Source organism: Ruegeria sp. CL5, from assembly GCF_056536485.1.
The window spans coordinates 441,367-468,133 of record NZ_JBQFPS010000002.1; the positions used below are offsets into that span (position 1 = coordinate 441,367).

At 56.5% G+C, this 26,767-nt stretch carries 28 protein-coding genes; 10 read left to right on the plus strand and 18 right to left on the minus strand.

Annotation, left to right across the window (positions count from 1 at the left end; genetic code table 11):
* From ACR0IU_RS05870 to ACR0IU_RS05895, 6 genes are all read left to right on the plus strand, one after another.
* Positions 1 to 1,113, plus strand: a complete 1,113-nt coding sequence (locus tag ACR0IU_RS05870) for a hypothetical protein (RefSeq protein ID WP_480715576.1) — start codon at positions 1 to 3, stop codon at positions 1,111 to 1,113.
* Positions 1,114 to 1,209: 96 nt separating this feature from the next.
* Positions 1,210 to 2,256: a methyltransferase domain-containing protein gene (locus ACR0IU_RS05875; RefSeq protein WP_480715577.1), complete on the plus strand. Its 1,047-nt coding sequence runs from the start codon at positions 1,210 to 1,212 to the stop codon at positions 2,254 to 2,256.
* Between the two features lie 80 nt (positions 2,257 to 2,336).
* A complete protein-coding gene (locus ACR0IU_RS05880; RefSeq protein ID WP_029621845.1) occupies positions 2,337 to 3,422 on the plus strand; it encodes an ABC transporter ATP-binding protein in 1,086 nt (361 codons plus the stop codon).
* 118 nt (positions 3,423 to 3,540) lie between these two features.
* Complete coding sequence (surE, locus tag ACR0IU_RS05885; protein ID WP_170470720.1) at positions 3,541 to 4,323, plus strand: 5'/3'-nucleotidase SurE; 783 nt, start codon at positions 3,541 to 3,543, stop codon at positions 4,321 to 4,323.
* Positions 4,320 to 4,970: a protein-L-isoaspartate(D-aspartate) O-methyltransferase gene (locus tag ACR0IU_RS05890; protein ID WP_480715578.1), complete on the plus strand. Its 651-nt coding sequence runs from the start codon at positions 4,320 to 4,322 to the stop codon at positions 4,968 to 4,970. The genes surE and ACR0IU_RS05890 overlap by 4 nt, the downstream gene beginning before the upstream one ends.
* Positions 4,971 to 5,029: 59 nt before the next feature.
* Entirely contained in the window at positions 5,030 to 6,193 is a 1,164-nt protein-coding gene (locus ACR0IU_RS05895) for a peptidoglycan DD-metalloendopeptidase family protein (protein ID WP_480606009.1), read from the plus strand.
* 63 nt (positions 6,194 to 6,256) lie between these two features.
* On the opposite strand, the gene ACR0IU_RS05900 is transcribed toward ACR0IU_RS05895, so the two are convergent.
* Together ACR0IU_RS05900 and ACR0IU_RS05905 are read right to left on the minus strand one after the other, a co-directional pair.
* Positions 6,257 to 6,928 (minus strand): helix-turn-helix transcriptional regulator, encoded by a 672-nt coding sequence (locus tag ACR0IU_RS05900; protein WP_170540139.1) that lies wholly within the window; start codon positions 6,926 to 6,928, stop codon positions 6,257 to 6,259.
* Between the two features lie 21 nt (positions 6,929 to 6,949).
* Positions 6,950 to 7,255 carry a hypothetical protein gene (locus tag ACR0IU_RS05905; protein ID WP_010440382.1) on the minus strand — a complete coding sequence of 102 codons (306 nt, stop codon included), beginning with the start codon at positions 7,253 to 7,255 and terminating at the stop codon, positions 6,950 to 6,952.
* 219 nt (positions 7,256 to 7,474) lie between these two features.
* On the opposite strand from ACR0IU_RS05905, the gene ACR0IU_RS05910 reads away from it, so the two are divergent.
* The 4 genes from ACR0IU_RS05910 to ACR0IU_RS05925 all read left to right on the plus strand — a co-directional run bounded on the left by ACR0IU_RS05910 (position 7,475) and on the right by ACR0IU_RS05925 (position 10,032).
* Positions 7,475 to 7,690, plus strand: coding sequence for a twin-arginine translocase TatA/TatE family subunit (locus ACR0IU_RS05910; RefSeq protein ID WP_010440381.1), 216 nt, complete (start codon positions 7,475 to 7,477; stop codon positions 7,688 to 7,690).
* Between the two features lie 6 nt (positions 7,691 to 7,696).
* A complete protein-coding gene (gene tatB / locus ACR0IU_RS05915) occupies positions 7,697 to 8,155 on the plus strand; it encodes a Sec-independent protein translocase protein TatB (RefSeq protein ID WP_170470712.1) in 459 nt (152 codons plus the stop codon).
* On the plus strand, positions 8,152 to 9,075 hold the full coding sequence (tatC, locus tag ACR0IU_RS05920; RefSeq protein WP_480715579.1) for a twin-arginine translocase subunit TatC: 924 nt from the start codon (positions 8,152 to 8,154) through the stop codon (positions 9,073 to 9,075). The genes tatB and tatC overlap by 4 nt, the downstream gene beginning before the upstream one ends.
* A 114-nt stretch (positions 9,076 to 9,189) precedes the next feature.
* A complete protein-coding gene (locus tag ACR0IU_RS05925) occupies positions 9,190 to 10,032 on the plus strand; it encodes an ATP-binding protein (RefSeq protein ID WP_480715580.1) in 843 nt (280 codons plus the stop codon).
* 59 nt (positions 10,033 to 10,091) lie between these two features.
* Here the strand turns inward: ACR0IU_RS05925 and ACR0IU_RS05930 are convergent, their stop codons facing one another.
* The 16 genes from ACR0IU_RS05930 to ACR0IU_RS06005 all read right to left on the minus strand — a co-directional run bounded on the left by ACR0IU_RS05930 (position 10,092) and on the right by ACR0IU_RS06005 (position 26,752).
* Positions 10,092 to 10,736 carry an SDR family NAD(P)-dependent oxidoreductase gene (locus ACR0IU_RS05930; protein WP_480715581.1) on the minus strand — a complete coding sequence of 215 codons (645 nt, stop codon included), beginning with the start codon at positions 10,734 to 10,736 and terminating at the stop codon, positions 10,092 to 10,094.
* Positions 10,737 to 10,778: 42 nt separating this feature from the next.
* Positions 10,779 to 11,027, minus strand: a complete 249-nt coding sequence (locus ACR0IU_RS05935) for a hypothetical protein (RefSeq protein WP_029621843.1) — start codon at positions 11,025 to 11,027, stop codon at positions 10,779 to 10,781.
* Between the two features lie 238 nt (positions 11,028 to 11,265).
* Complete coding sequence (gene purF, locus ACR0IU_RS05940; protein ID WP_480715582.1) at positions 11,266 to 12,786, minus strand: amidophosphoribosyltransferase; 1,521 nt, start codon at positions 12,784 to 12,786, stop codon at positions 11,266 to 11,268.
* 756 nt (positions 12,787 to 13,542) lie between these two features.
* Positions 13,543 to 14,718, minus strand: coding sequence for a S41 family peptidase (locus ACR0IU_RS05945; RefSeq protein WP_480715583.1), 1,176 nt, complete (start codon positions 14,716 to 14,718; stop codon positions 13,543 to 13,545).
* A gap of 158 nt (positions 14,719 to 14,876) precedes the next feature.
* Positions 14,877 to 15,458: a CvpA family protein gene (locus ACR0IU_RS05950; protein WP_010440366.1), complete on the minus strand. Its 582-nt coding sequence runs from the start codon at positions 15,456 to 15,458 to the stop codon at positions 14,877 to 14,879.
* A gap of 40 nt (positions 15,459 to 15,498) precedes the next feature.
* Positions 15,499 to 16,863 carry a DNA repair protein RadA gene (gene radA / locus ACR0IU_RS05955; RefSeq protein WP_480715584.1) on the minus strand — a complete coding sequence of 455 codons (1,365 nt, stop codon included), beginning with the start codon at positions 16,861 to 16,863 and terminating at the stop codon, positions 15,499 to 15,501.
* Positions 16,864 to 16,984: 121 nt separating this feature from the next.
* Positions 16,985 to 17,761 (minus strand): DNA repair protein, encoded by a 777-nt coding sequence (locus ACR0IU_RS05960; protein WP_480715585.1) that lies wholly within the window; start codon positions 17,759 to 17,761, stop codon positions 16,985 to 16,987.
* A gap of 148 nt (positions 17,762 to 17,909) precedes the next feature.
* Positions 17,910 to 18,362 carry a paraquat-inducible protein A gene (locus ACR0IU_RS05965; protein WP_480715586.1) on the minus strand — a complete coding sequence of 151 codons (453 nt, stop codon included), beginning with the start codon at positions 18,360 to 18,362 and terminating at the stop codon, positions 17,910 to 17,912.
* Positions 18,363 to 18,365: 3 nt separating this feature from the next.
* The gene (locus tag ACR0IU_RS05970; protein WP_480715587.1) at positions 18,366 to 19,337 is read right to left on the minus strand and encodes a DUF2971 domain-containing protein; all 972 of its coding nucleotides are present in this window, start codon (positions 19,335 to 19,337) and stop codon (positions 18,366 to 18,368) included.
* 14 nt (positions 19,338 to 19,351) lie between these two features.
* Positions 19,352 to 20,098 carry an ABC transporter ATP-binding protein gene (locus ACR0IU_RS05975; protein ID WP_480715588.1) on the minus strand — a complete coding sequence of 249 codons (747 nt, stop codon included), beginning with the start codon at positions 20,096 to 20,098 and terminating at the stop codon, positions 19,352 to 19,354.
* Positions 20,095 to 20,877, minus strand: coding sequence for an MlaE family ABC transporter permease (locus tag ACR0IU_RS05980; RefSeq protein WP_480715589.1), 783 nt, complete (start codon positions 20,875 to 20,877; stop codon positions 20,095 to 20,097). The genes ACR0IU_RS05975 and ACR0IU_RS05980 overlap by 4 nt, the downstream gene beginning before the upstream one ends.
* Complete coding sequence (gene alr, locus ACR0IU_RS05985; protein ID WP_170781699.1) at positions 20,874 to 21,908, minus strand: alanine racemase; 1,035 nt, start codon at positions 21,906 to 21,908, stop codon at positions 20,874 to 20,876. The genes ACR0IU_RS05980 and alr overlap by 4 nt, the downstream gene beginning before the upstream one ends.
* A 49-nt stretch (positions 21,909 to 21,957) precedes the next feature.
* Positions 21,958 to 22,896 (minus strand): isopenicillin N synthase family dioxygenase, encoded by a 939-nt coding sequence (locus ACR0IU_RS05990; protein ID WP_480715590.1) that lies wholly within the window; start codon positions 22,894 to 22,896, stop codon positions 21,958 to 21,960.
* A gap of 166 nt (positions 22,897 to 23,062) precedes the next feature.
* On the minus strand, positions 23,063 to 24,553 hold the full coding sequence (locus ACR0IU_RS05995; protein WP_480715591.1) for a replicative DNA helicase: 1,491 nt from the start codon (positions 24,551 to 24,553) through the stop codon (positions 23,063 to 23,065).
* A gap of 199 nt (positions 24,554 to 24,752) precedes the next feature.
* Positions 24,753 to 25,430, minus strand: a complete 678-nt coding sequence (locus tag ACR0IU_RS06000) for an orotate phosphoribosyltransferase (RefSeq protein WP_480715592.1) — start codon at positions 25,428 to 25,430, stop codon at positions 24,753 to 24,755.
* A gap of 140 nt (positions 25,431 to 25,570) precedes the next feature.
* Entirely contained in the window at positions 25,571 to 26,752 is a 1,182-nt protein-coding gene (locus tag ACR0IU_RS06005; RefSeq protein ID WP_010440354.1) for an ammonium transporter, read from the minus strand.
* Between the last annotated feature and the right edge of the window lie 15 nt (positions 26,753 to 26,767).

Here is a 26,767-nt window from a genome sequence, read left to right on the forward strand (position 1 = left end):
ATGGCACAGAACTTTTCTCTGAAAGATCAGCTGTTCAACGCGGAAAAGGTAAGCTTTCTTGCGGGCTTGTTCGCCAAGGCTGATTCCGATTTCAAGGAAGAAGCATTCGCGGCGAAAGTGATGTCGCGTTTGCCCGAGCTTGAACTGAAAGAGCGTATGGCGTGGATTGCAGAGTGTCTGCAAGAATCGGTGCCCGGCGATTTACCGGCAGTGGCACCGGTCATTCTGCGGGCGCTGCCGCCTCCTCTGGACCCCGCCAAAAGTGATGACGACTTCGGAGACTTTATCTTTGCGCCCTTGGGTGATTGGGTTTGTGCAATCGGCCTGGATCATCCCGCTTTGGCGCTGGATGTATTCGAAGAGCTGACCCAGAGATTTTCGATGGAATGGGCGATCCGCCCGTTCCTCAATCACCACTCCGAACTGGTCATGGCGCGGATGCAGGCTTGGTGCACGCATCCCAGCTATCACGTGCGTCGTCTGGTCAGTGAGGGCACGCGACCGCGTTTACCGTGGGGGCAGGCCGTTGGCTTGGCAATGTCAGACCCATTGCCGTTATTGGACCGGTTGCACGGGGATCGGACGCGCTATGTGACGCGCTCGGTCGCCAATCATCTGAATGATATCACCAAGAAAGACCCCGATCTGGTGCTGGAACGTCTGTGTAGCTGGGGCGAGACAGGGCGGCAGGACAAGGACGAACTGAACTGGATGACATCTCATGCATTACGAGGCCTTGTGAAAACTGGGCATCCCAAGGCGATGAAAGTGCTTGGATACGATCCCGATGCAGATATTGCGGTTGAGATTCAGGTAAATGGTCCGGCCCGGATTGGTGATGCGCTGGAGTTTGAAACCCGCCTGAGCGGCGCAGAAGATCAGCCAGTCTTGGTCGACTATATCGTTCATTTCCAACGGCCTGGCGGAAAGATCTCACCCAAGGTTCACAAGTTGAAACAGGCCGAGCTTACAGGTGGTCGGTTGACACTTAGAAAGCGGCACAAGCTGAAGGGCAATGCAACAACGTTCAAGTTGGTTCCTGGGCCGCATCGGTTGGAGATTCAAGTGAACGGCCGCGTGCACGCAGGCGTGGATTTCGACCTGCTCGCCTGAGCCCTGTCACGGTTTCGTCAGATCGGGCGCTGGTGGATTGCGTGGTGTGGATTGCTGCACTAGCTGCAAAAGACCAGTGACAAAAGGATTGCTCCGATGAAGCACGAGGCTGTGCAGAACTACTATGGTGAGGTGTTGCACGGCAGCGCGGATTTGCAAACAAATGCCTGCTGTACTCCGGATGATATGCCGGATCACTTCAAGAAAATTCTGTCGCAAATTCATGATGATGTGCTGACACGTTACTATGGATGCGGGCTGATTGCTCCGTTGGATCTGGAGGGAATGCGTATCCTGGATCTGGGCTGTGGTGCGGGGCGCGATGTGTATGCTTTATCCGCGATGGTCGGTGAAAAGGGCCGTGTTGTCGGCGTTGACATGACGCCTGAGCAGCTCGACGTGGCGCGTGCGCATCAGGACCATCACACGCAGGCATTCGGACATTCGGCCAGCAATGTCGAGTTTCACCAAGGCTATATCGAAAAGCTGGATGAGCTGGACCTCGAACCGGGATCGTTCGATATCATCGTCTCAAACTGCGTGATCAATCTGGCGACCGACAAGGCCGCTGTGCTGCGCGGTGCGCATCGGCTGCTGAAAGAGGGTGGCGAGATGTATTTCTCGGACGTCTATGCCGACCGCCGGGTGCCCAAGGCGATGGCCGAGGATGAGATCCTGTATGGCGAATGCCTGTCGGGCGCGCTCTATTGGAATGACTTCCTGTCGATGTCACGTGCTGTCGGGTTCGGCGATCCCCGCCGGGTCACGCATCGGCCTTTGACCATCGAGAACCCAATTCTGGAAGAACGGGTCGCACCGCTGAGCTTTATTTCGGCCACCTACCGTCTGTTCAAGCTGCCGGAGTTGGAACCTGCATGCGAGGATTACGGTCAGGCTGTGATCTACAAGGGCACAGTGCCGCATGCGCCGCATGAATTTGTGCTGGATGATCACCACACGATTGAAACTGGCAAAGTGTTCCCGGTCTGTGGCAATACATGGATGATGTTGCAAGACACTCGTTTTACACGACATTTCGAATTCATCGGCGATTTCTCAACCCACTATGGGATCTTCGAAGGATGCGGCGGTGATAGCCCGTTTGTTGTACAGGGCGAAGCTGCGTCAACTGGGTGTTGCTGATCCCTTGCGCCTGATGGGCGGGGTTGCTATCCCCGCCTAAGCCCGATGGAATTGATCGGGAAAGGCAACGGGGTCCATCGGTGACAGTGACGACAACTCCTCCTCGATTGGAAATCCGCAATCTGGTTGCGCGCTTTGCTGGGCGGACGGTTGTGGATGATGTGTCCTTGACCGTTCAGGCAGGGCAGGTGACCTGTCTGCTGGGACCGTCAGGTTGTGGCAAGTCAACCACCTTGCGCATGATCGCTGGCGTCGAGATGCAGACCTCGGGCGAGATTTATGTCGATGGCAAATTGATTTGCGACACTGTGTTTCGAGTGCCCCCTGAGCGGCGCGAGATTGGGCTGATGTTTCAGGATTTTGCCCTGTTTCCGCACCTCAGCGTGGCAGACAACGTCGCGTTTGGCCTAAAGGGCAGCAAAGAACAGAAACGCGCACGGGTCGAAGAGTTGCTGACCAAAGTCGATTTGATGCGGTTTATTGATGGATTTCCGCATCAGTTGTCGGGAGGGGAGCAACAGCGTGTGGCTCTGGCGCGGGCGCTTGCACCACGTCCACGGATCATGCTGATGGATGAGCCGTTCTCGGGCCTCGATAATCGCCTACGAGACGGTATTCGAGATGAGACGCTGGCAGTCCTTAAGGAAGAGGATGCTGCCGTTCTGTTGGTCACGCATGAGCCAGACGAGGCGATGCGGATGGCCGATGAGATCGCGCTGATGCGGCGCGGTAAGATTGTGCAGCAAGGGGCGCCGTACAATGTCTATACCCGTCCTGCAGACAAGGCTGCAGTTGCATTCTTTAGTGATGTCAATGTGTTGAAGTCCCAAGTTAATGGTGCTTTGGCGCATACTCCGTTTGGCCGTTTTCTCGCGCCAGGTGTGCCGGACGCAACCGATGTTGAAATCGTGTTCCGGCCCCAGCATGTCAAACTGGATTTCGACCGCAATGGCAAAGGACCTGCGCCGACACCTACAGACGGTGTTGCAGCCCGAGGCGTGGTTGAGCGTGCTCGATTTCTGGGAAATGAAAGCCTTGTCGAGTTTCGCATGGACTACGATGGCTCGATCCTGAAGGCCACGGTTCCGAACGTGTTTGTGCCCAAAGAGGGCCGGGTCATGTGGCTGACAATTCGCCGCGACCGGTGTTTTGTGTTCCCGGCCTGACGCTCAGACCCTGCATTTTCACCCAAGTGGTGCGTGAAAGCCTCAGATTGCGTATGCGCATTGCTTGTCGCAGCGCAGAGGCGGGTCTATCAAGGGCAAAACGAGGGGTGGACCGGGCATGCGAATTCTTCTGACCAATGATGACGGCATCAACGCGCCGGGACTGATCGTGCTGGAAGCGATTGCAGCTGAACTGGCTGGCCCCGAAGGCGAGGTTTGGGTGGTCGCACCTGCATTTGAGCAATCAGGCGTCGGTCATTGCATCAGCTATACCCACCCGATGATGGTGGCCAAACTGGGTGAGCGTCGCTTTGCCGCCGAAGGGTCTCCCGCGGATTGCGTTTTGGCCGGCCTGCACGACGTGATGAAAGACGCTCCGCCCGATCTGGTGTTGTCCGGGGTGAACCGGGGCAATAACTCGGCTGAAAACACCTTGTATTCCGGTACGATCGGTGGGGCGATGGAGGCGGCCCTGCAGGGTCTGCCCGCGATTGCCTTGTCACAGTATTTTGGCCCGCGCAATTTGGGGCTGGAAGATCCGTTTGAGGCAGCAGCCCGTTACGGAGCGGGGCTTGTTCGGCGCATTTTGGATGCCACCCCGCCAGAATCGGGTGATTATCGACTGTTCTACAACGTAAATTTTCCACCGGTCCCCGCTGATGAAGTGCTGGGTGCCCGGGTAGCACCGCAGGGATTCCGCCGGGATACGCATTTCTCGGTCGAACCCCACAGCTCGCCGTCGGGGCGGCGGTTCCTGTGGATCAAGGGCGGATATCAGCACAACCCGACTGCTCCGGGTACGGATGCCGCCGTTAACCTTGAAGGGTATATCTCAGTGACACCGATGCGAGCCGATCTGACCGCCCACGACACGCTAGAGGCGTTGAAGGTCATCGAATGACAGGACCAAGCGCTGAAACCATCATGCAGTTCCTATTTGCGCTGCGTTCGCGCGGGGTCACTGATGCGCGCGTTCTGGCCGCAATGGAGCAGATCGACAGGGGCCAGTTTGTGAGGGGTCTGTTTGCTCAGCGGGCTTATGAGGACACACCGTTGCCGATTCCCTGTGGTCAGACCATAAGCCAACCGTCGGTTGTGGGTCTGATGACGCAGGCTTTGCAAGTGCGCCCGCGGGACACGGTTCTAGAGGTGGGCACCGGATCGGGTTATCAGGCGGCGATTCTGTCCAAACTGGCGCGCCGGGTTTATACTGTCGAACGCCATAAACGGCTGGTGCGTGAAACCGGTGAGCTATTTCGTGAGTTGGGGCTGACAAATGTGACGGCGATGCTGTCGGATGGTTCTTTTGGATTGTCCGAACAGGCACCGTTCGACCGTATCATTGTAACCGCTGCCGCCGAAGATCCTCCGGGGCCACTCTTGGCGCAGTTGAAAATCGGCGGTATCATGGTGTTACCCGTGGGCCAGTCGGATGCGGTGCAGACCCTGATCCGGGTCACGCGCACCGAGACCGGTCTGGATTACGACGAATTGTTGCCGGTCCGTTTTGTGCCTCTGCTTGAGGGGCTGGGAAAAGACGGTGCGTAAAGGTATATTAAAAGGCGCCGGAACCCCGGAGAACAGGGGCAGGCGTTGAGGACAAAAAAATGAGAGCAGTTTCCAATTCAGCAATGCGCCGTTGTGTAACGGGCGTGGCCGCGCTGGCAATTCTGGCCGGGTGCGAAGGACCGTTCGACTATGACTTGCGCGGGAATGTTGGCGGGTTTTCTACGACCGATGCCGCTCTGGCAGCCACCGCCAGCCGACCGTCGCCGGATGCACGGGGAGTGATAACCTATCCAAACTATCAAGTGGCAGTGGCCCGCAGGGGGGATACGGTTGGTGATGTCGCTGCCCGTATCGGCATGCCAGTGGCCGAACTGGCGCGATTTAATGGTTTGCAGCCGAATGACTCTCTACGGGACGGCGAAGTGCTTGCACTGCCGCGTTCAGTCGGTGCTTCGAGTGGTGTTGATATTGCAACCATAGCTGGGACTGCGATTGATGACGCACCCGATACCGGTTCGGTTCAGACATCCACCCTGCAACCTGCGCAACCCGCCGCGACCCCTGCGCCTGCTGCATCCGGGCCAGAGCCCATTCGGCATAAGGTAAAACGCGGCGAAACCGCCTATACGATTTCGCGTCTCTATCAGGTGTCGGTAGAATCGCTTGCTGAATGGAACGGGTTAGGATCGGATTTCACCGTGCGTGAGGACCAGTATCTGCTGATCCCCGTCAAGGATCAGGCAGCGCCGCGCGCTGCCGCACCAGCAGCAACCGCGACGGCTGTGACACAGCCGGGAGAGGGCTCTCCGACGCCAACACCGCCAAGCGCGACACAGCCATTGCCGGATGAGAAGGTTGCCGCTGCAACACCTGCACCAGATGTAACTGCCGAAGCCCCTACGAATTCAGGCAGTTCAGCATTGGCAGCGCCTGTGAACGGGAGGATCATTCGCACTTATGCCAAAGGCAAGAACGAAGGGATCGACATTGCGGCGTCTCCAGGTGCTTCTGTAACGGCGGCCGAGGCGGGCACAGTTGCAGCGATCACGGAAGACGCCGATCAGGTTCCGATCATTGTGGTCAAGCACAACAATGATTTACTGACCGTCTACGCCAATGTCGACAATATCACTGTGAAGAAGGGTGACAGGGTGCGACGGGGTCAGAAAATCGCCGCGCTGCGTGGTGGCGACAATGCCTATGTGCATTTTGAGGTGCGTCAGGGGTTCGAGTCGGTTGATCCTGAGCCCTATCTGAAGTGACCTGAATGGCCCGTTCCGGGCCATGCCTCCGGCGGGGATATTTGTGGCCAGATGAAGGGCGGTTCACCCATAGGGGTCATAGTCGCTAAGCCGTTTTCCGGGTTCGTCTGAAAAGAGTTCTGGCAAGGGTGTGATGGCCTCGATCAGGTCGATGCGGAAAACGCGGAAGCCATTGCGAAGTTCGCACCATGCGGTGAGGGTCCAGACGCGGCCCCAGTATTCCATGTGCAACGGGCGGATGGTGCGGTCGGTCAGGATCCCGTCAATGCGGCGGTAACTCAGTTGTAATTTCTGGCGCGATTTGATCGCGGCGCGGATCGGGGCCATGTGGGCCAATCCGCGCGCAGCATCGGCAAACGGGTAGACGGCGAATTTCCAGGTGTCGGCCTCTGCCACGACTTGAGTGGGCAGTACGGCGTCAATCTTGTCGGCCAGAGATTCAGCGGCGGACTTGAGATCGGGATCGGCGGCTTCAGCCACGATGGCCATGCCGAGGTTCAGAGCCTCAAGCTCGGCAGGTGTCAGGTTCAGCGGGGGTAGGGTGATCTGTTCCCGCACCATGTAACCCACGCCGCGTTCACCTTCGACCGGCACGCCCGACGCCACCAGCGTATCCATATCGCGATAGATCGTGCGGACCGACACCTCGAGCCGGTCCGCGATGTCCTGAGCGCGGTGCAGTTTACCGTCGCGCAGGATCTGAATGATGTCGAACAGGCGGTCAGTGCGACGCATGACACGCCGTCTGAGCCGCGTTTACGCGGTCATATTCCATAGCACGGTCTCGTGGCGCATCTGAGCGCTTTCGGGATTGATTGCCGCCATCAGAGCGGGTGCAAAATCTTGTTGCATGAAAGCAGCCGCAGCATCTTTGGCGGATTTCATATCTGCCCAGACAACATAATCCGTCCAGCGTCCATCTTCGCCCTGACTCAGTTGACGATGGGCAAAGCCGGGGGCGGCGCGGACAAATGCTTCGGATGCTTGGCTCAGTTTCACGAACTGTTCGGGTTTTGTGCCCTCGGCAAGTGTGAAAGTGACGATTTCTGCGACATGGGTCATGTGGTTCTCCGTTGACCAGGTTTCGATATCGTCCTTCTAGGCCACTACAACTGACATAAACCTGTCAGTTGGGAAATGCCAGCCCGCAAAAATTGTGCGATCCGTTCAAATTCGCGCGCGGAATTGATCTGGCGCACTTTTGCAATGGCCCGTACGGGCGTAGACACAGGGCCAGATCGTATTCCCGGCGCGATGCGCCGACGTAGAAGGAGACAAGACATGCTCAACAATATTGGCCTTCCGGGTATCCTGCTCATTGCTGTTGTGGTTCTCGTCCTATTTGGACGTGGCAAGATCAGCTCGTTGATGGGTGAAGTGGGTAAAGGCATCACCTCGTTCAAGAAAGGCATCAAGGAAGGTTCGGAAGAGCTGGAACAGGACGCCTCCGAGCTGGCTAAAGACGTCACCCCTGAGACCGACAAAGACAAGGTCTGAGTTTAGATGTTTGATCTGGGCTGGACCGAGCTTCTGGTCATCGGCATCGTTGCACTGATCGTGGTGGGGCCGAAGGACCTGCCAGTGCTGTTTCGCAATGTCGGGCGGTTCGTCGGCAAGGCACGCGGTATGGCGCGTGAGTTCAGCACTGCGATGAACGAAGCGGCGGATGAAGCTGGCGTCAATGATATCAAGAAGGGCCTGAACGCGGCGACTAATCCGGTTAGTACCGCGATGGACGGGATCAACGAGGCCGCGCGTGACGTGGCCAAATCCATTGACCCGACCAAGTTCGACCCTGATAGCGAGACCGGCAAACTGGCTGCTGAACGGGCAGAGCAGGCAAAGAAGATCCAAGCCTCCACGGCCCGTGCGGCCGCTGAACGCAAGGCTAAGGAAGCTGCAGATGCGCTTGCAAAGGCGGAAGAGGCCGAAGCCGCGTTGAAAACTGAAAGCAAGTCATGACTAAAACCGACGAGATCGAGGACAGCTCGGCGCCTCTGATCGAGCATCTAGCCGAGCTTCGTACCCGGCTGATCCGGTCGGTGCTTGCCTTTATCGTGGGGATTGTTCTTGCCTTCATAGTGGCCGAACCGATCCTGCAGTTCTTAGTGCGTCCGATCGAGGCGACCCTGCGTGAGCTTGGTGATCCGTCACCAACACTGCAATACACCTCTCCACAGGAATACCTGTTCACACTGTTTCGGATATCGATGGTCTTCGGGTTTGCACTGGCATTCCCCATGATCTCATATCAGCTGTGGCGGTTTGTAGCTCCTGGGCTTTACAAGTCCGAGAAGGGGGCTTTCCTGCCGTTTCTGATCGCATCACCGTTTATGTTCCTGTTGGGGGCGGCTTTTGCGCAGTTTGTTGTGACACCGTTGGCGATGCAGTTTTTCCTTGGGTTTGCAGATGTCAGTTCGATCTTTGCCAACCTGCTGGCACCGGCGGCCGATGATGTCCCGGAAGAGATCATTGTTGTCCCCGAAACAACAGAAGGCGTGAAAATCACCTTCTTCGGAAAGGTCAATGAATCTCTGGATATTACGCTAAAGTTTATTCTCGCCTTTGGCCTGTGCTTCCAGTTGCCGGTTCTGCTGACACTGATGGGCAAGGCTGGGCTGGTCTCGGCCGAGGGTCTGGGTGCCGTTCGCAAATACGCGATGGTCGGTATTCTGGTTCTGGCTGCTTTGGTGACGCCACCAGATGTGATCACGCAGCTGATCCTGTTCACCGTGGTCTATGGACTATACGAAGTGTCGATCTTCCTTGTCGCCCGCGTCGAGAAAAAGCGTGAAGAACAACTGCGCGCGGATGGCTACTATGACGATGAAGAGGCCGAGGCGGATGCGGAAATGATGCAGGACTACGACGAGACAAAGTAGCCTGTATCCTGATTTCAAAAGGCGCGTCCACATTCGGCGCGCCTTTTTCACGCGCGGGCCTTGTTGTGTAGTTCGTAACATGGTTCAACTCAGCCGGAATACCCGGAGGAGCCGATGGACGATCAAGCCCTGAACCGTATCGCCGACGCGTTGGAACGCATGGCGCCCGCGCCGCTGGACGCACCCGATTTCAACACGGCCCCTGCATTTGTCTGGCATGTGGATCCGGACCGGCTGGTGCCCGTCTCTGAGGTTAACCGCGTCGATCTGGATCTGTTGGTCGGCATCAACCGATCCCGCGATACGCTGCTAGACAACACCCGCCGGTTCGCGGCTGGGTACAAGGCCAACAACGCGTTGCTCTGGGGCGCGCGAGGTATGGGAAAATCCAGCCTTGTCAAGGCAGTGCACGGTACTTTGCAAGCAGATCACCCGGATTTGAAACTTGTCGAACTACAACGGGAAGACATGTCCTCAGTCGCGCGTCTGCTGAACCACCTGAGGTTAGCGGCGCACCGGTTCATTCTGTTTTGCGATGACCTTTCGTTCAGCCACGATGATCAACACTATAAGTCACTCAAAGCTGTTCTGGATGGCGGCATCGAAGGCCGTCCGGAAAACGTGGTGTTCTATGCCACTTCAAATCGCCGCCACCTGATGCCACGCGACATGATCGAAAACGAACGCTCCAGCGCTATTAATCCATCTGAGGCTGTTGAAGAAAAGGTATCCTTGTCGGACCGCTTCGGCCTGTGGTTAGGCTTTCACCCCTGCGATCAGGACGAATATCTCGCCATGATCGACCGCTACTGTGCCGCCCATGGCGTCACGATCGACCAGGAAATCCTGCGCGCCGAGGCCATCGAATGGCAAGCCACGCGAGGGGCTCGATCCGGTCGCGTGGCCTGGCAATTCTTTGTCGATCTCGCCGGGCGCAACGGTGTCCACATCGCGTAAACCGCCTGCTTCAACTGGCCACAAATATCCCCGCCGGAGGCATGGCCCGTCAGGGCCAATCAAAACCCGGCTACAATCCGCGCCGCCTCATCCGCAGGGCTGGTCAGCGCCTCGCGGTCTTCACCGGGATGGAATCGTGCACGCACCGCTGTAGGCATCGGCGCGGGTTCAAGGATCGTAACCCGTGGACCTGTGCGAGCTGTCTCGGCTGCCCAACTACGGGCCAAAGCCATTTGCGCGGCTTTGGTGGCACCGTAGATGCCATAGAACTTTTCACCTGCCTTGGGATCATCAAAGAACACCGCGTGACCTGCATCGCCTAATAGGGGCGACACATAGGGAATCAGAACCGATGTGGCTGTCGCGTTAGTGCTGACCGCTTTGGTCCATTCCTTGGGGTCAACAAAGTTTGCTGGTGTCAGGGCCGAGGTATGGACAGCTGTATGCAGCCAAAGGTCAACCTTACCCCAGCGGTCGTGAATGCCACGGCAAAGTGTCGCCATTGCATTGGGATCGGAGATGTCCATCGGGGCCAAAGTAGCCGAGCCACCCTTGGCCTGAATGCGATCGTCCAGCTCTTCCAGCCCGCCTTGGGTGCGGGCGACGGCAACGATGTGATACTCGGGGGAAAGGGCTTCGGCCAGTGCCGCGCCCAGCCCGCGTGAGGCCCCGGTAATCAGGGCGATTTTGGTCTGATCGGTCATAGGTGGGGTTTGAACCCGTGCGCACAAGGCGTCAAGTCTGGATCAACTGCCAGGTATGTCGATCCTGCGGTTCTGGCCGCTTTGTCGCAGCACGACACCTTCCTCATCAATGGCGATCACCTTGCCCGAGGCGACACGGCTGCCTGGCTTTACTTTCTTTACCCGCCCCGAGGACAGACGAACCAGAGCGCGCAACTCGGACTTAGGGCCAAAAATGCCCAGCACAGAGACCGAGTTTTTCTTTAGCGCACCCGCTTGCGTTGCGGCGCTTTTGACCGTTGAATTTGCCATGATCTGTGGCCGGATCGTGTGCCCGGGCCCTGCATTGTGAGTGGTTTACGGTGATCGGGTATCATGCGGCCGTTCGAACCAAAAGGGTTGCAATCCCATTTCCAATAGGTCGCTAACCCAGGTCGCCCAACCCTTTGCAAACGCATCTCGTTCAACAGAGAGTTGTCGGCGGATTCTGACCTATGACTGCCGCCCCACCTCAGGGAAATGACCTGTCGCTATCATTTGATTCGTCTGATCAGCCCGACGCCAGTTTGGCTGCGTTCCACGAACCGCCAACGACCTGCATATCCTCGCGTTTCTTGCTGACTCGGCTGCTGTTTTCAAGACTGTCCAGATAGTCCTCATCTACCCCGGTGATGTAGTTTCCATCAAAGCACGAACAGTCAAAGGATTCGATCTCGGGATTGCCTTCCTTGGCGGCCCAGATCAGATCGTCTAGATTCTGGTAGAACAGCGCATCCGCACCCAACTCTTCGCGGATTTCTTCGATCTCTTTACCATTGGCAACCAGTTCGGCCTTGGTCGGCATGTCGATTCCGTAGACATTGGGGTATTTTACGGGTGGAGAAGCGCTGGCGATGTACACCTTCTTTGCACCAGCCTCGCGGCACATCTGGACGATCTTCTTGATCGTATTGCCGCGCACAATCGAGTCATCGATCAGCAGCACATTATGCCCGTCGAATTCCAACGGCACGGCGTTCAGCTTACGGCGCACGGATTTTTGGCGCTCGGCCTGACCTGGCATGATAAAGGTTCGGCCTACATAGCGGTTCTTGACCAGCCCCTCTCGATAGGGAATGCCGGTAATCTTGGCAGCTTCAAGTGCGACGGGTCGGGCGCTATCTGGCACAGGGATGATCCGGTCGATCTCTAGCCCCGAATCCTGAATCTGCTTGGCGAGTGTTTGGCCCATGCGCATCTGGGTTTTGTAAACCGACACGCCATCCAGCAGCGAATCCGGACGTGCCAGATAGACATACTCGAAAATGCAGGGCGTCAGCTTGCCTTCGACGGCCTGGAACCCATGCATATTCCCGTCGAGATCGATCAGGATCGCCTCACCGGGTTGCAGATCGCGCAATTTGTCGAAACCATTGATGCCAAACGCTACGTCTTCCGAGGCGAAGGCGAAATCATCACCGTCACCGGGCGCTTCTCGCTTGGCGACCGACAGGGGCCGGATACCATACGGATCGCGGAAGGCGAGCATACCAACACCGGCGACCAGACAGATCACAGAATAAGCACCCTGCACCCGCTCCATGGTCATCTTCACACCTGCAAACAAGTTGCGGATCGGGTCGGCATTGCCATTGACCTTGATGGCGTCCGCTACCTTGTCGGCCAACACGTTTAGCAACACTTCGGAATCCGAGGTGGTGCGCAGGTGACGGCTGTATTTCGCGGTCACTTTTTCGCGCTGTTCTTCGGTGTTGGTGATATTGCCGTTATGGACAAGGTAAATTCCGTAGGGCGCGTTCACAAAGAAAGGCTGGGCCTCGGTGGCGCTTAACGATCCTGCGGTGGGATAGCGGACGTGACCCATGCCGATCTTGCCCAGTAGGGTTTCAGCATCGCTGGCGTTGAAGACGTCCTTGACCAGACCATTGGCTTTTTTCTCGCGGAAGAATTCGCCGTTGTAGGTGACGATCCCCGAGGCGTCCTGACCCCGGTGCTGCAGCATCAGCAACCCGTCATAGATTTCCGCAAAGACATCATGTGTCCGGCTTGCGATCCCCAAAATCCCACACATACACGGGCTCCAATTTCTATGACTTGATCTGGCTGGTGTTCAGGTCGGATCGACTGCTACTGCGTATCTGATTGGGTTGTTGCAGCCGGAATGTATGGCATGCATGCACAAGCGCCAAAGCGGCCAATGCAGAATAGAACAAATACAGCAAGATCGGCAGCTCCGATTCCATGTCGGTTCGGCTCCGACATACTGCCTATTGCCGCGCGTGTCACCAAAGGATCACATTCGCGATTTGCCGCAGGCCTGAAATGCGCCGCTCGCGGGTTTAAGATGACAAATGAGCCGACCTGTGCTGTGCTTTAGGTCAGGTGTCTGCTCCAGATGCCCGATAGTTTGGGATGGAAAATAGCCATGTGGCAGCACAAGCAAAACAATCCCAAGGAAAAGCCCGTCAAGCGTCGGTGTCACCGATGCCGAGGATCAGGCCGTGCACCCTGTGAGATCTGCAAAGGATCTGGAACGGTCGTCAAAAGCCGCGACCAGTATGGCAAACCAATCTCAAGCCGTTGCGACGGGTGCTTTGGATTGAAAGCCATTCGCTGCAATATCTGCGGCGGTGAAGGGTTCGTTTGATTTTGGATGAATCTGACACAGAATATGCGAGCGCCGAATTTTAATGCTGAGAATGTTGTAAGGCGCGCTGTTTTTTTCTTACAAATGAGTCCAACCTCAACGCTGCGATGATCTTTGGGATATCTAGTGATCCAAGATTCACGATTGATATCCGCATTGCGGGACTTACCGGCCGTTCGTCTAATCGTTCACGCTTTTGAGAATTTGTTGATAGAACGCGACGTTTCCATCCTCACCAATAGGCCGTGCGACCCATTCCAAATCCAAACTCAGTGCTCCTGCGGGTACGATTTGCCGCGCGATATCGGGCGGTGTGGTTTCGTCAGACGTTCCATTCTTCCAGTCGTGAAAGGCTGATGAGTATCGAACGACCGCTCCGCTAACCGGCAAATCGAGCAACCCGCCCTCGGCAAAGAACGTCAATCCGTCACCCATCTCTTCCCCGATGAGTTTGAGCCTGTTTCCCAACCGATGTCTAAGGATGGCTACAAACACTATCGCTGCGGAAAACGTGAATTTATCGACAAGCACAACAATCTGCTTGATTGCGCTTTCCGAGATCGCGTCGATCAAGGGCATCGTTAAAAGAAAGTCGCCACCAGTATTTCCGCGAACGTCAATCAGAAGTGTTTTGGTCGAGCCGGCGCGCACATGTTCCACTGCGGCTGAGATGGCTTTGGGTAGCGCACTTTCGTTCGGATCAAAGAAGCTTGGTAACACTATTGATAGCCCAAGCTCTTGCCAGTCCTGTATTTCCACAAAAATCTCGGGTTCCCAAGCTGGATCAGTCTTGCCGTGCTCGTTTCTTGGGTAGAGCATCGATCCGGGAACCGTCTGTTCATTTGCCAATTTCAGATTCGCTATCTGCCCATTTTCGTCCTGCACACGATATTCGGTCACTTTGCCGTTTGACGAAAAACCCAAATGTGCCAAAGCGTACGGCCACGCAAAAAGGATCGGACCGATGACCCTTTTCCTCTGGCACGTTCCCGCCAGAAAATTCTCTGCCGTGGCTTCAATTTGGCTCAAAGCCGCACCGTTGATTGCGATCAATTTTCCTCGCGGTGCAATTACCCCTGGTGCCGCCCACATGACTTGCACTGAACGCCCCACGCTCACAAACCTCAGCGGCAGCACCGAGACCGCATCATTCGGGATCAGCCTTGTGTGCCCATTTTGGGGGAGTGCCAATAGGCGCATCGCGGACATCAAGAAGGCTTCGATGCAGCCCTCCGAGGCGTATCTCCGGGTTTCACTAAGGCAGCTGTCTATCACGGCCTTATCGATCCAACGAAAACTGGGATCGGTTGGCAGAGCAGTTTCTAGAATTTGCTTCAGGTCTTCCGTCAGCACCATGCTTCACAGTGCGCATAGCCACTAGTCAATGTCTAGATTGGGCTAACAGCTGCCAACGCATCGAGTACACCACACACGCCGTAGACCAGCCAATGTGGGCTGCGACAAGTGCCAGAATGGGGGGTGATCACAATTTTTTGGAAGCATAAGGGGCGTGATCACCCGTCGGAAGCGTCCGTTGAATTATCTGCAGTGCAGCTTGCGACCAGCTCCTCGTACTGAGCGGTGACCCAGCCCAGCGCGGCTTCGGGGTTTTGTTCTTCGATCTTGCCGCTGAACTGCTCAAAGACTTTTGCCGAGCGGCTTTCGTCGACCATCGTGTAAGACTGGCCGGTCATTACGGTGTCGTAGACAAAAAAGGCAATCGCAACCAGCAGGATGCCGCGTGCGATGCCGAAGAAGAACCCAAGTGCCTGATCCAGACCACCGATCGCCGAACGCTGCACCAGAGAAGAGAACAGCGGTGTAAAGATACTGACCACGATCAAGGCAACAGCAAAAACGGCGGCAAAGCCGGTGATAACCGAAAGCTCACAACTGTCGCGCAGGAATTCTCCGACGACGGGCACTTCTTTGACCAGTGGCACGGCTTGCGGCGCGAAGATGAAGGCCAGGACGGCAGCGGCAACCCAGCCAGCGATGGCGAGAACCTCGCGCATGAAACCACGCGAATAGGCCAACAAGCCCGACAGCACGATGATCAGGGCCACAACCCCGTCAATTATTGTAAAACCTTCCATGGCCCTCGCCTGTTCGTTTTCTGCCTCTCAAGGCGCGACTTTAACCTGCTCCGAACGTTTCGCCAACAAACCCCACCAAATCAGAGGGTCGGGTGAGTGTCAGACCTGCCACAGTGCCAGATTTGCCACCTGCCGGAGCAATTGCCGCTGTGAAACCAAGTTTTTGCGCTTCTTTCAACCTGTTTTCTGTCTGAGGGGCCGGTCTAAGTGCCCCAGATAGCGAGATTTCTCCGAAAACGACGGTATCGGCAGGTAGGGCAGTATCTTCACGGGCACTTAGCAGCGCAGCTGCCACTGCGAGGTCTGCGGCAGGTTCGCTGACTTTTAGTCCTCCAGCGACGTTTAGATAGACATCAAGCCCAGCAAAGGGGATGCCGCAGCGGGCCTCGAGCACCGCAAGGATCATCGCAAGACGTCCGCTATCCCAGCCCACAACGGTACGGCGGGGCTGCGAATGAGGCGATGGAGCAACCAGCGCTTGCAACTCGACCAGCACAGGGCGGGTACCTTCGATGCCTGCGAAGACCGCTGACCCGGGGCTCGGTGTGCCGCGTTCGGAAAGGAAGAGGGCTGAGGGGTTAGTGACCTGCGCCAAGCCCTTGCCGGTCATCTCAAAAACGCCAATCTCATCTGCAGGGCCAAAGCGGTTCTTTACCGCGCGCAGAATACGAAATTGATGGCCGCGTTCGCCTTCGAAATAGAGCACTGTGTCGACCATATGTTCGACCACACGCGGACCTGCGATCTGACCTTCTTTGGTGACATGGCCGACCATGATGATCGAAACGCCGTGGCGTTTGGCAAAGGTGGTCAGTTCGTGCGCGGCAGCACGAACCTGTGAAACTGAGCCTGGTGCGCTGTCCACATTGTCCGCCCACATGGTCTGGATCGAGTCGATGATGGCGAGGCCGGGTTTTTCGGCCTCTAGCGTGGTGAGGATATCCCGCAGATTGGTTTCGGCTGCCAGTTGAACGGGAGATTCTTCCAAACCCAACCGACGTGCACGCATCCTGACCTGCGCGCTGGCCTCTTCACCTGAGACATAGATTGTTTTGATACCGTTGCGCGCGAAGCGCGCGGCAGCCTGCAGCAGGAGGGTTGATTTGCCGATGCCGGGATCGCCCCCCACCAGTAGGGCCGAGGCGGGGACGAGGCCGCCACCGAGGACACGATCGAGTTCTTCAACTCCACACAAGGTGCGGGGCGGGGGTGTCTCCTCGGTCGAAAGATCGGAGAGCGTGATCGACTGGCCACGCTTGCCGCCAAGCGATTTCTTGGCCGGTCCAGCGGAGAGGGGCGCTTCCTGAATGATAGTGTTCCATTCGCCGCAGCCATCGCAGCGGCCGGACCATCTTGTATGTGAGGCACCGCAGGCGGAGCAGGTGAAGGATTGTGTCTTTGCCATGTCGCCCTTCGTGCCCGAGGAAGGGCGGTTCTTCAAGCCCTCGCGGGCTTTCCTCACCGCCGATAGCGTGCCGCGTCCTCAGGCCCTGCGGACCATCGTTCGCGACAGGCGCTGATCGCGCCTATTCCGCAGCCCTCGGCGGGGTCATGGCAACCACGCTGGCGGGGGATTTATCGTCGTTAGGCGATTGCAGTTGTGCCGAGAGTTCGGGCAGCAGGTCGAACAATTCGTCCCTTAGCCGCGCCAGTTGGGATTTGGCGATGGATTCTTCGATCTCGATATCTCGGGTCCATTGGCGCAGTTCGTGTTGGATAATCTGGGCCTCTTCTATGCGATGCTGAAACTGCTCGATCTCTTCCTGCCTTTGCTGCAGGAAGGTTCGGGCGCGCAAGACCTTTGCCTCGGAATAGGTATTGGCAAGCTCCTGACTGATCTGGCTCATCTGTGCGGCCAGTTCCAAAACCTGCGGTTCAAGCGATTGCAGATCGGGGTGATCGCGCAGAAAAGCCATACGCTCTTTCACTGCATCGAATTCGGATGATAACGCAAATGCACCGCTGCGGTCGGCGGCATGGGCGACCTGATAGGCCCCGGCCACGTCCTGCATGTTCATCGTGAACTTACGATGGGTGTTTTCAAGCGCCATCATGCGCGCGTTTGATGGCAGATAGAAGACCAGCATCAGGATCAGGGCGGTCAATCCGGCCTGAACATATAGACCTGCGTCAATCGTTGCACCGGTGCTGAGACCGGCCTGCAACGAGAGCCAGGGGAGGATGCCAAACGCGGATAAAATGGTGGTCGTCACCGCGAACAATGCTGCGGCGCAGATCAGGAAAAAGGTTAGTCTTAATAATGCATTCTGAAATTGTAATGTTATTGTGTGGAGGGCGGCCATGATCGTCGTTCTCCTTCTTCAACCGGTACAAAAACCGGGCCGAAGCGGAAGGTTAAACAGACGTAAAGTGATCCGCTACGGACCCGAAAACTACAAAATTTACTGCTCGAAATATGAAGATGATACTCAGAAATCTGTTTTCAATCAATTAGGTCTGAGGTTTTCGTGATCCGGATGTCATCTCTGTAATGTGGCCCAAGGCAAGCGAAGCGAGAATGCAGCCGGTGAACAGGTAGAGACCCCACGCGGTTTCGATGGTCGCGTAAGAGATGCCCTTGGCCAGCGTGATGTAAAGCGCGATGAGGAATATATCGGCCATCGCCAACTTGCCCAGGATGTTGAGCGCGGGTTGGACCTTTGGGTCTAACATATCCCATTGGACAAGTGCAGTGCCGATGGTTTTGATGTAAGGCGCGAAGAGGGCGAAGACGGTGACGATCAGCGCGAGGAAGATGTCGGATTTCCACAAGGACTGGAGACCGGTGATGACGCTGATCTCGCTGAGGCCGAAGATCGGCAGCAGCCCCGCGCGCATCAGTGGGGCGAACCACGCGATGGGGTAGAGGATCAGGAGGGAGAGGTTGGCGAGGCGGAGGGTCATGAACTATTTCCTAAGAGGAATTTCGGACACCCTGACCTTTTCGCGAGCTGAAGCAACTCCGGCAGCAGTCAGTTCCTGCACAAGAGCATCGTAAATTGGATAAGGATACATTGTCGGGCCAATTACAACTTCTTCTATCAATTCAGGCAAAGTCGCTCCCACAAACCCTTCCTCGGGGTAATTCACTAGTTTGAGTTTATATACTTTTTGTGGAACTCCATTGATAACATGGACATCCGACTTTAGCTTTTCCGACGGCCAAAGCGTCGGTGAATGTACCACCCGCCATTCACGCTCCTCAGAAAAACCCGGGTGCTTTGTTGACAGAACAGCGAAATGAAACGCGTTAAAAACTCGATCATGAAGCTCATTTGGCTCCAACATTGCTATTAGATCGAAGTTCCTTTCCAAGTTTTCTACAACGGTTTTGAAATCCTCCGCAAAGCTCTCGTGAGTACAATATAGAACAGGTGATGTGAACGCATTTAAGGCGTTGCTATCTGTGACAAACGGAGTGTTGTTGAAAACGAAAGCAACATTTGTGTCACCACCGTAAGCTCGCCACATAGAAAGGCGTCCAAATTCATCTTCGAAGTCTGTTCCATTTCCATGTTCGGATATCGAAATCAGATAGCTTTGCATATTCCGGTCGAATTGCCTGGCGTTTAACGATCCTTTTAGCTGATCTGCCAGACCATCTTGTCGTCGGTTTAATAGTGCACGTAACCGTTCACCGAGTGTAGTCTGGTTCCAAACATACGATAGACAGTCTTGACCATATTGAATTTCAGAAAAGTCGTTCATGACCTCGGCACTTCGCATCCAAACTTCATTGTTTCTGATGATGCTGACTGCCGCTTCAGCGCTGGTATAGTGAGAGAAACGTGTCTTTTTCTCTTTTATTTCATCTAGCTTGGCTGACGCGTAAGGAAAAAGAACTCGCCGAATTGCTTCGTCGTCAACTTCATGTGCCAAAGTAGTATTCCTTTCTACCGCACCGCCTCAATCGGCCCCTCTGCGCTCCCGCTGATGAACTGCTCCACATAAGGATCACCCGAGGCGTCCATCTGGTTGACCGGGCCGGTCCACTGGATCACGCCTCCGTGCAGCATGGCGACATTGTCGGCGATTGCACGGACGGAGCTCATGTCGTGGGTGATGGTCATTGCAGTGGCGCCCATCTCGGTCACGATTTCGCGGATCAGGTCGTTGATGACGCCGGACATGATGGGGTCGAGGCCGGTGGTGGGCTCGTCGAAAAAGATGATCTCGGGTTCGGCGGCGATGGCGCGGGCGAGGCCGACGCGTTTTTGCATGCCACCGGACAGCTCGGCCGGGAAGCGGTCGGCGACGTTGGCTTTCAGGCCCACGCGACGCAATTTCTCGATGGCGATTTCACGGGCTTCCTCTACCGGGCGCTTCAACGAACCGCGCAGCAGGCGGAAGGCGACATTTTGCCAGACGGGCAGCGAGTCAAACAACGCGGCCCCCTGGAACAGCATCCCGAAACGGGCCAGAAACGCGTCGCGGTCGCCTTTGGTGGCGTCTTTGCCGTCGACATAGATCATGCCGCTGTCAGGCTTTATCAGGCCAAGGATGCATTTCAGCGCCACGGATTTACCGGTGCCCGAACCACCGATGATAACCATTGAGGTACCCTTGGGAATCTCAAGGTTCATGCCTTGTAAGACGCGGTTGTCGTCAAAGGCTTTATGTACGTTCTCCATCCGGATCATAGCGAGAAGAACACCCCTGTGAGGACAAAATTGGCGGCGAGGATAAGGACGGCGGCGGCCTCGACCGAGCCTTTGGTGGCGCGGCCCACGCCCTGCGCGCCGCGGCCCGAGGACATGCCGTAGTAGCAGCCCATGATGGCGGCGATCACGCCGAAGGCCGCGCCTTTGACCAGCGACGAGACAATGTCGCGTAGTTCAAGGAAATCGACAGTGTTTTTCAGATAGGCCGCCGGGTTGAAGCCCAGATTTTGCGTCGCGACGGTGTAGCCGCCTGCAATGCCGATGATATCTCCGACCGCAACCAGCAGGGGCACGGTGAGCAAAGCGGCCAGCACGCGTGGGGCTGTGAGGTATTTCATCGGATGGGTGGAGAGCGTGACCAACGCGTCGATCTGCTCGGTCACTTTCATCGTTGCAATTTCAGCGGCGATGGAGGACGTCACGCGGGCCGCGATCATCAGGCCGACCAGAACCGGCCCAAGTTCGCGCACCATGCCGATGGCGACGATCTGGGGCACTACGGCTTCGGCATTGAAACGCGCTCCACCGGCGTAGATCTGCAGCGCCAGCGCGCCGCCGGTGAAGATGGCGGTCAGGCCGACCACGGGTAGGGACAGCCAGCCGATATTCAGCAGGGCGATGCCGAACTCACGTGGATAAAACGGAGGTCGGAAAATATGTGAAAGCGCGTCGAGCGCGAACAGCGCGACGCGGCCAAACGCGGCCAGCATGTTCAGTACGGCGCGTCCCAGCTCACCCAGCAATGAGATGGGGCTCATTCCACATAGCCTCGGGAATAGCGGCTGCCGAGTGAGGTAAGTATCTCATAACCGATGGTTCCGGCGGCTTCGGCCAGATCATCGACGGTTTGGTGCCCGTTCAGGATACGCAGGCGTTCAGGAGTGTATGGCAAGTCGGTAACATCCACGGTGATCAAGTCCATCGAGATACGTCCTACCACCGGGCAGGGCTGATCACCAGCGAATGCGTCAATGCCGCCGCCAATGGCACGATGTAGCCCATCGGCATAACCTGCTGCCACGGTTGCGATCTTGGACGGGCGGCGCGCGGTCCAACTATTTCCGTAGCCTACGGTTTCGCCGACGGAGACATCGCGCACCTGAATGATGGGCAGATCGACGGTCACAACCGGTTTGGCCCCGGCAAAGGGCAGCCCGCCATACAGGCCGATCCCCGGACGACAGAAATCAAAGTGAAATTCGGGTCCCATCAATGTGCCACCGGTGGCTGCAAGCGAACGCGGTGCATCCACCCCATCAGTCATCTGTTTGAAAGTCCGCAACTGCTGCTGATTCATCGGATGTTCCGGTTCATCCCCGCAAGCCAGATGAGACATAACCACTAGCGGATTCAGCGCAAGGGCCTCATGGCGCAGTTCTGCCCAATCAGCAGGCTCAAGCCCCAGACGGTTCATTCCACTGTCAAGTTGAATGCCAAAGCGGTGGTCGGGCAAGGCCTCGCGATGGCGTTTGAACTGTTCGGGGGAGTTGATCAGAGGTGTCAGAGCATGATTGCGCAAGAGATCAGCGTCGCCCTCCATATGGCCTGAAAAGACCGCGACAAGTGGGCCGGGGCCAACCGCCTCACGTACGACCGCACCTTCTTCGGCGACAGCGACAAAAAACTTGCGCACCCCTTCTTCGGCCAAAGCCCAAGCGACGGGTTCGGCACCCAATCCGTAGGCGTCGGCCTTTACGACAGCCCCGGTTTCGACGTTGGTTTTTGCGTCGAGCGCACGCCAGTTATGTGTCAGTGCGTGCAGATTAATCGTAAGATGTGCGGTACTCATAAAAGCTGTTCATGCCATTGTGCGGCCGGCGTCAAGGGGGGGGATTGATCTAATTTTTGCCTGGTTTGTGCGCCTCATAAGCTGCTTCTAGCTCAGAACGCAGGAAATTTCCGAATATCAGGGGGTTGTACCTGGGATGACCAGTGCCAGGTAGAGGTTGAACGATTGTATTCACATGCGGATCAAAGAAGAAGGGAACGCTGTATCGTTCACGCCCTGAGCGATTGATAACGCGGTGAGGTGTTGACATGAGCTGACCGTTGCTCATGCGGTGCAACATGTCGCCCACATTCACGACAAACGCATCCGGGTTTGTCGGAACATCGACCCAGTTTCCCGCTGCTGTCTGAACCTGCAATCCGCCGACCTGATCCTGGGCAAGCAAGGTCAGACATCCGAAATCCGTATGCGGCGCAGAACCGAACAGGTCGTCCGGACTGGCCTTGGGCTGCGGTGGATAGTGCAGAAGGCGCAACCAGATAGTAGGCTCGTCAAAGGCCGATAGGATCGAGAAATCAGTGGCCCCGCACGCCAGAAGTGCAATCCTCATCAGTCGGCAGCCCAATCCGGACATGACCTCGACATAGGTCTCAAGTGTATCACGGAACTGCGGCAATTCTGGCCAGCGATTGGGGCCAGAGAGATAGATATTCGGATCAACGGATGCGTCCTCGCGCATCATCATGAAACTGGCGGATTGATTGGGTTTGGTGACATCAGCGAGGGAGGAGTTCACATCCGTCGACGTATTGATGGCAATATAGCCGCGATGGGTTGTATCGACCGCGATTGCTTGTTTTTCGGACAATGGCAATGCGTGAAATCGCCTGGAGGCTTCGAAGACAGCTTGAATCAGGGCTTGGTCGATACCGTGATCAACAATATATCCAAAGCCGGTTGTTCCGTAGGCAGCGCGGAAATCGTTGGCGATTTCCTCGTCACATCGTTCACCCAGTCGCACGACCGGGATTTCTGTGAATTCTGTCATTTCTCTCTCGCTTTGTTGGGATGGTTTCAGGGGCGAAGCGTGCCCCCGATCTATCCCGCAAAGCGTTTGCGGCGATGCCCGTAGTGGCGTGCGAGTATGACGCGAGGTGGCAAAGGTTGAAGAGAATACCGCATGGCAGGTTTAGTTCATTAAGATATGGTAAACGTCAATATCCATCGATCGGACCTTCCTGCTGCCAAGGTTTGACCAGATTTCCGAAGCGGGTGAACTGGGCTTCGAACGAAAGCTCTACCGTGCCGATGGGACCGTGGCGTTGCTTTCCGACGATGACTTCGGCCTTGCCATGCAGGCGCTCCATGGCCTGTTTCCACTCTTCCATCTTTTCCAACTCGTGATCGCCGGGTTTCTCGCGTTCTTTGTAGTATTCCTCGCGGAATACGAACATGACCACGTCAGCGTCCTGTTCGATCGATCCTGATTCCCGAAGGTCTGACAGTTGTGGGCGCTTGTCGTCTCGGTTTTCCACCTGACGGCTGAGCTGTGACAGGGCAATGACCGGAATGTTCAGTTCCTTGGCGATGGCCTTCATGCCCATCGAAATCTCGGCAATCTCGTTGACCCGGTTCTCAGCCATGCCCCGGCAGAGTTGCAGATAGTCGATGACCAGCAAATCCAACCCATGCGTACGCTTCAACCTCCGTGCACGCGCTGCAAGCTGAGAGATCGGGAGGGCGGGGGTGTCGTCAATGAACAGCGGGCAGGCTTCTAATTCTTTGGCCGCATCCACAAAGCGACGGAACTCGGATTCTGTCATGTCGCCTTGGCGGATCTTGTGCGAAGAAATCTCTGAGGCTTCGGCCAGTACACGTCCCGCGAGTTGTTCGGCGCTCATCTCCAGCGAGAAGAACCCGACGACACCGCCGTCAACTGCGCCTTCGCTGCCATCGGGTTTCTGCCCGCGCTTGTAAGCCTTGGCCACGTTGAACGCGACGTTGGTCGCCAATGAGGTTTTACCCATCGACGGACGCCCGGCCAGAATAATCAGGTCAGACGGGTGCAACCCGCCTAATTGCTTGTCGAGATCGGCCAGACCGGTGGAAATCCCCGCCATGCCGCCACCGCGCTGGTACGCCTCGTTGGTGACGTTGACGGCTTCTGTGACCGCCTTAAGGAAGGATTGAAAACCTTGTTCGGTCTGGCCCTGCTCGGATAACTGATAAAGCTGTTGTTCGGCCTCGACGATTTGTTCCTTGGGTTCACTGGCCACATCGACCCGCGCCGCCTTGTCCGAAATGTCCCGGCCCAGACGGATTAACTCGCGTCGGATGGCAAGGTCATAGATCATCTGGGCGTAGTCATGCACAGCAAAGGCACTGATCGAAGCACCGGCCAGTTTTACCAGATAGGCCGGACCACCCAGTTCTTTCAGACCCTCATCTTCAGCCATGAATGATTTTAGCGTGACGGGTGAAGCCAGCGCATTTTTTGCGATACGAGTTGATGCGACTTCGAAGATGCGCGCATGAACCGGATCATAGAAATGCTCAGCACCAATAATCGATGCGACGCGATCATACAGATCGTTGTTCGTCAGAATCGCACCCAGAAGCTGCTGCTCGGCCTCGATGGAGTGCGGCATTGTTTCCGGATTCTGAATCTGTGCGGCTGCCTGCTCGATACTGCTGATCTCGTTCATTGCTGCTCTCTATGCCCCTTGGGCATGTTCCATAGCCGAGCCCCGTGAGTCGGGGCAAATTGTATGTTTTTGGGGATAGGCTGTGCATATCTCCAGACCCCATCATATTGAAGGATGATGAGGTTGTTCGTCAACATATTGTGCGATTGGATCGCATTGCGCGATCATTGTTTCCAAGGCGCGCACAGATGCCGTTGCGTTAGCTTTTGTGGGTTTCCTGCCATGCACGTGGGTCGTTGAGGAAGGCCTCGACCCCGTCCAGCGTCTCATTGTCGAACGCTTTCTGCACCTTAGCCTCTGCCAGCACATCCCACCAGGTGCAAAGGCTGTGCAGCTTTACGCCATGATCGCCCAGTGTCTTCTCGGTTTCGGGGAAAATGCCATAGTAGAAGATTACTGCGGTATGGCCGCAGGTCGCACCCGTCTCACGGATCGCATCAACAAAAGACAGTTTCGAGCCGCCATCGGTGGTCAGATCCTCAACCAGCAAAACACGTTCGCCCTCGGTCATCGCGCCCTCGATACGGGCATTGCGGCCATAGCCTTTGGGTTTCTTACGCACATAGGTCATTGGCAGGGCCATGCGCTCGGCAACCATGGCCGCGAACGGGATGCCTGCAGTCTCGCCGCCAGCGATGTTGTCGAATGCCTCGAAACCGGCCTCACGCATCACTGTGACAGTCAGGAAGTCCATCAGGGTTGAGCGGATGCGCGGGTAGGAGATTAGCTTGCGGCAGTCGATATAGGTCGGGCTGGGCAGGCCGGATGCCAGCGTGAAGGGTTCGCGCGAGTTGAAATGAACCGCCTTGATCTCCAGCAGCATCCGCGCAGTTAGGCGGGCGATTTCGGTGCTGTCGGGGAAAGAACTGGGGATCATGGCGCAAACCTCTGGGCTGGAAGGGTGTCGCTGGCTGATAGCCCGACCTCTGGCCCAGAGTCGAGGGGGCTGACCAAAAGAAAAGCGGACCCCCAAGAGGTCCGCTTTGCCCTTACGGGCGGCAGAGCGCCAAGGTGGGCTTAGCTGCTCATATCGTAGGCGCGTTCCCCATGTACCGAGAGGTCGAGCCCGTTTGTTTCAGTCTCGGCGTCTACGCGAAGCGGGGTGATGAGTGCAACCACCTTGACCAACACAATCGTGACAACTGCCGTAAAGGCACCTACGATGACCAAGCCGCCCAGTTGCGCAGTCCAAGTTCCCAGACCGAAAAGCGCAATCATCAGAGTACCAAAGATACCCCCGACACCGTGAACGGCGAAAACGTCCAGCGTGTCGTCGATGTTCAGCTTGTTACGGATCACATTGACGGCCTCCTGACACAGGATACCTGCGACTGCTCCTATGATCAGAGCCTGAACCGGACCCACAAAACCCGAGGCCGGGGTGATCGACGCCAGACCAGCAATGGTGCCAGTTACAAGGCCGACCATCGAGGCTTTGCCAAAACGGATGCGTTCCCACAATGCCCATGTCAGCGACGCAGTTGCGGCAGACAAATGGGTGACAGTCATGGCCATCGCCGCGCCGCCGTCGGCAGCCAGTTGTGAGCCGCCATTGAAACCGAACCAACCGACCCACAGCATTGCAGCACCCACCATTACATAGCCGGGGTTATGTGGAGGTGTCGTGCGATTGCGCCGCGGTCCGAGGATAACTGCGATGATCAGCGCGGCCAGGCCGGCAGTTTCGTGGACGACAATGCCCCCCGCAAAGTCGCGCACGCCGATTTCGCCAAGAATGCCTCCATCCGCCAGCATGCCGCCGCCCCAGATCCAATGGACAACGGGCGCATAGCACAGCAACATCCACAGCGCCGAAAAGGTGAGAACAAAGCCAAAGCCAACACGCTCCACATATGCGCCGATGATCAGGGCAGGGGTGATGATGGCAAAGGTCATCTGGAAGGCAAAGAACAGGATCTCGGGTAAGGTTCCCGCAAGGCTATCGGCGTCCACTCCGTTCAGGAAGGCTTTGCCAAGACCGCCCCAGAGGCCGCTTTCACCCGGTCCAAAGGCGATCGAATACCCTGCGACTAGCCAAAGAATGCTCATCAAACAAGCAATCGAGAAGCAGTGCATGAAAACGCTGAGTACATTTCGGGCACGCACAAGCCCACCATAGAACAGGGCAAGACCCGGCAATGTCATGAACAGGACCAGTGCTGTTGCCACAATGATCCACGCTGTATCGGCTCCGTTCATGGGCCGCTCTCCTTT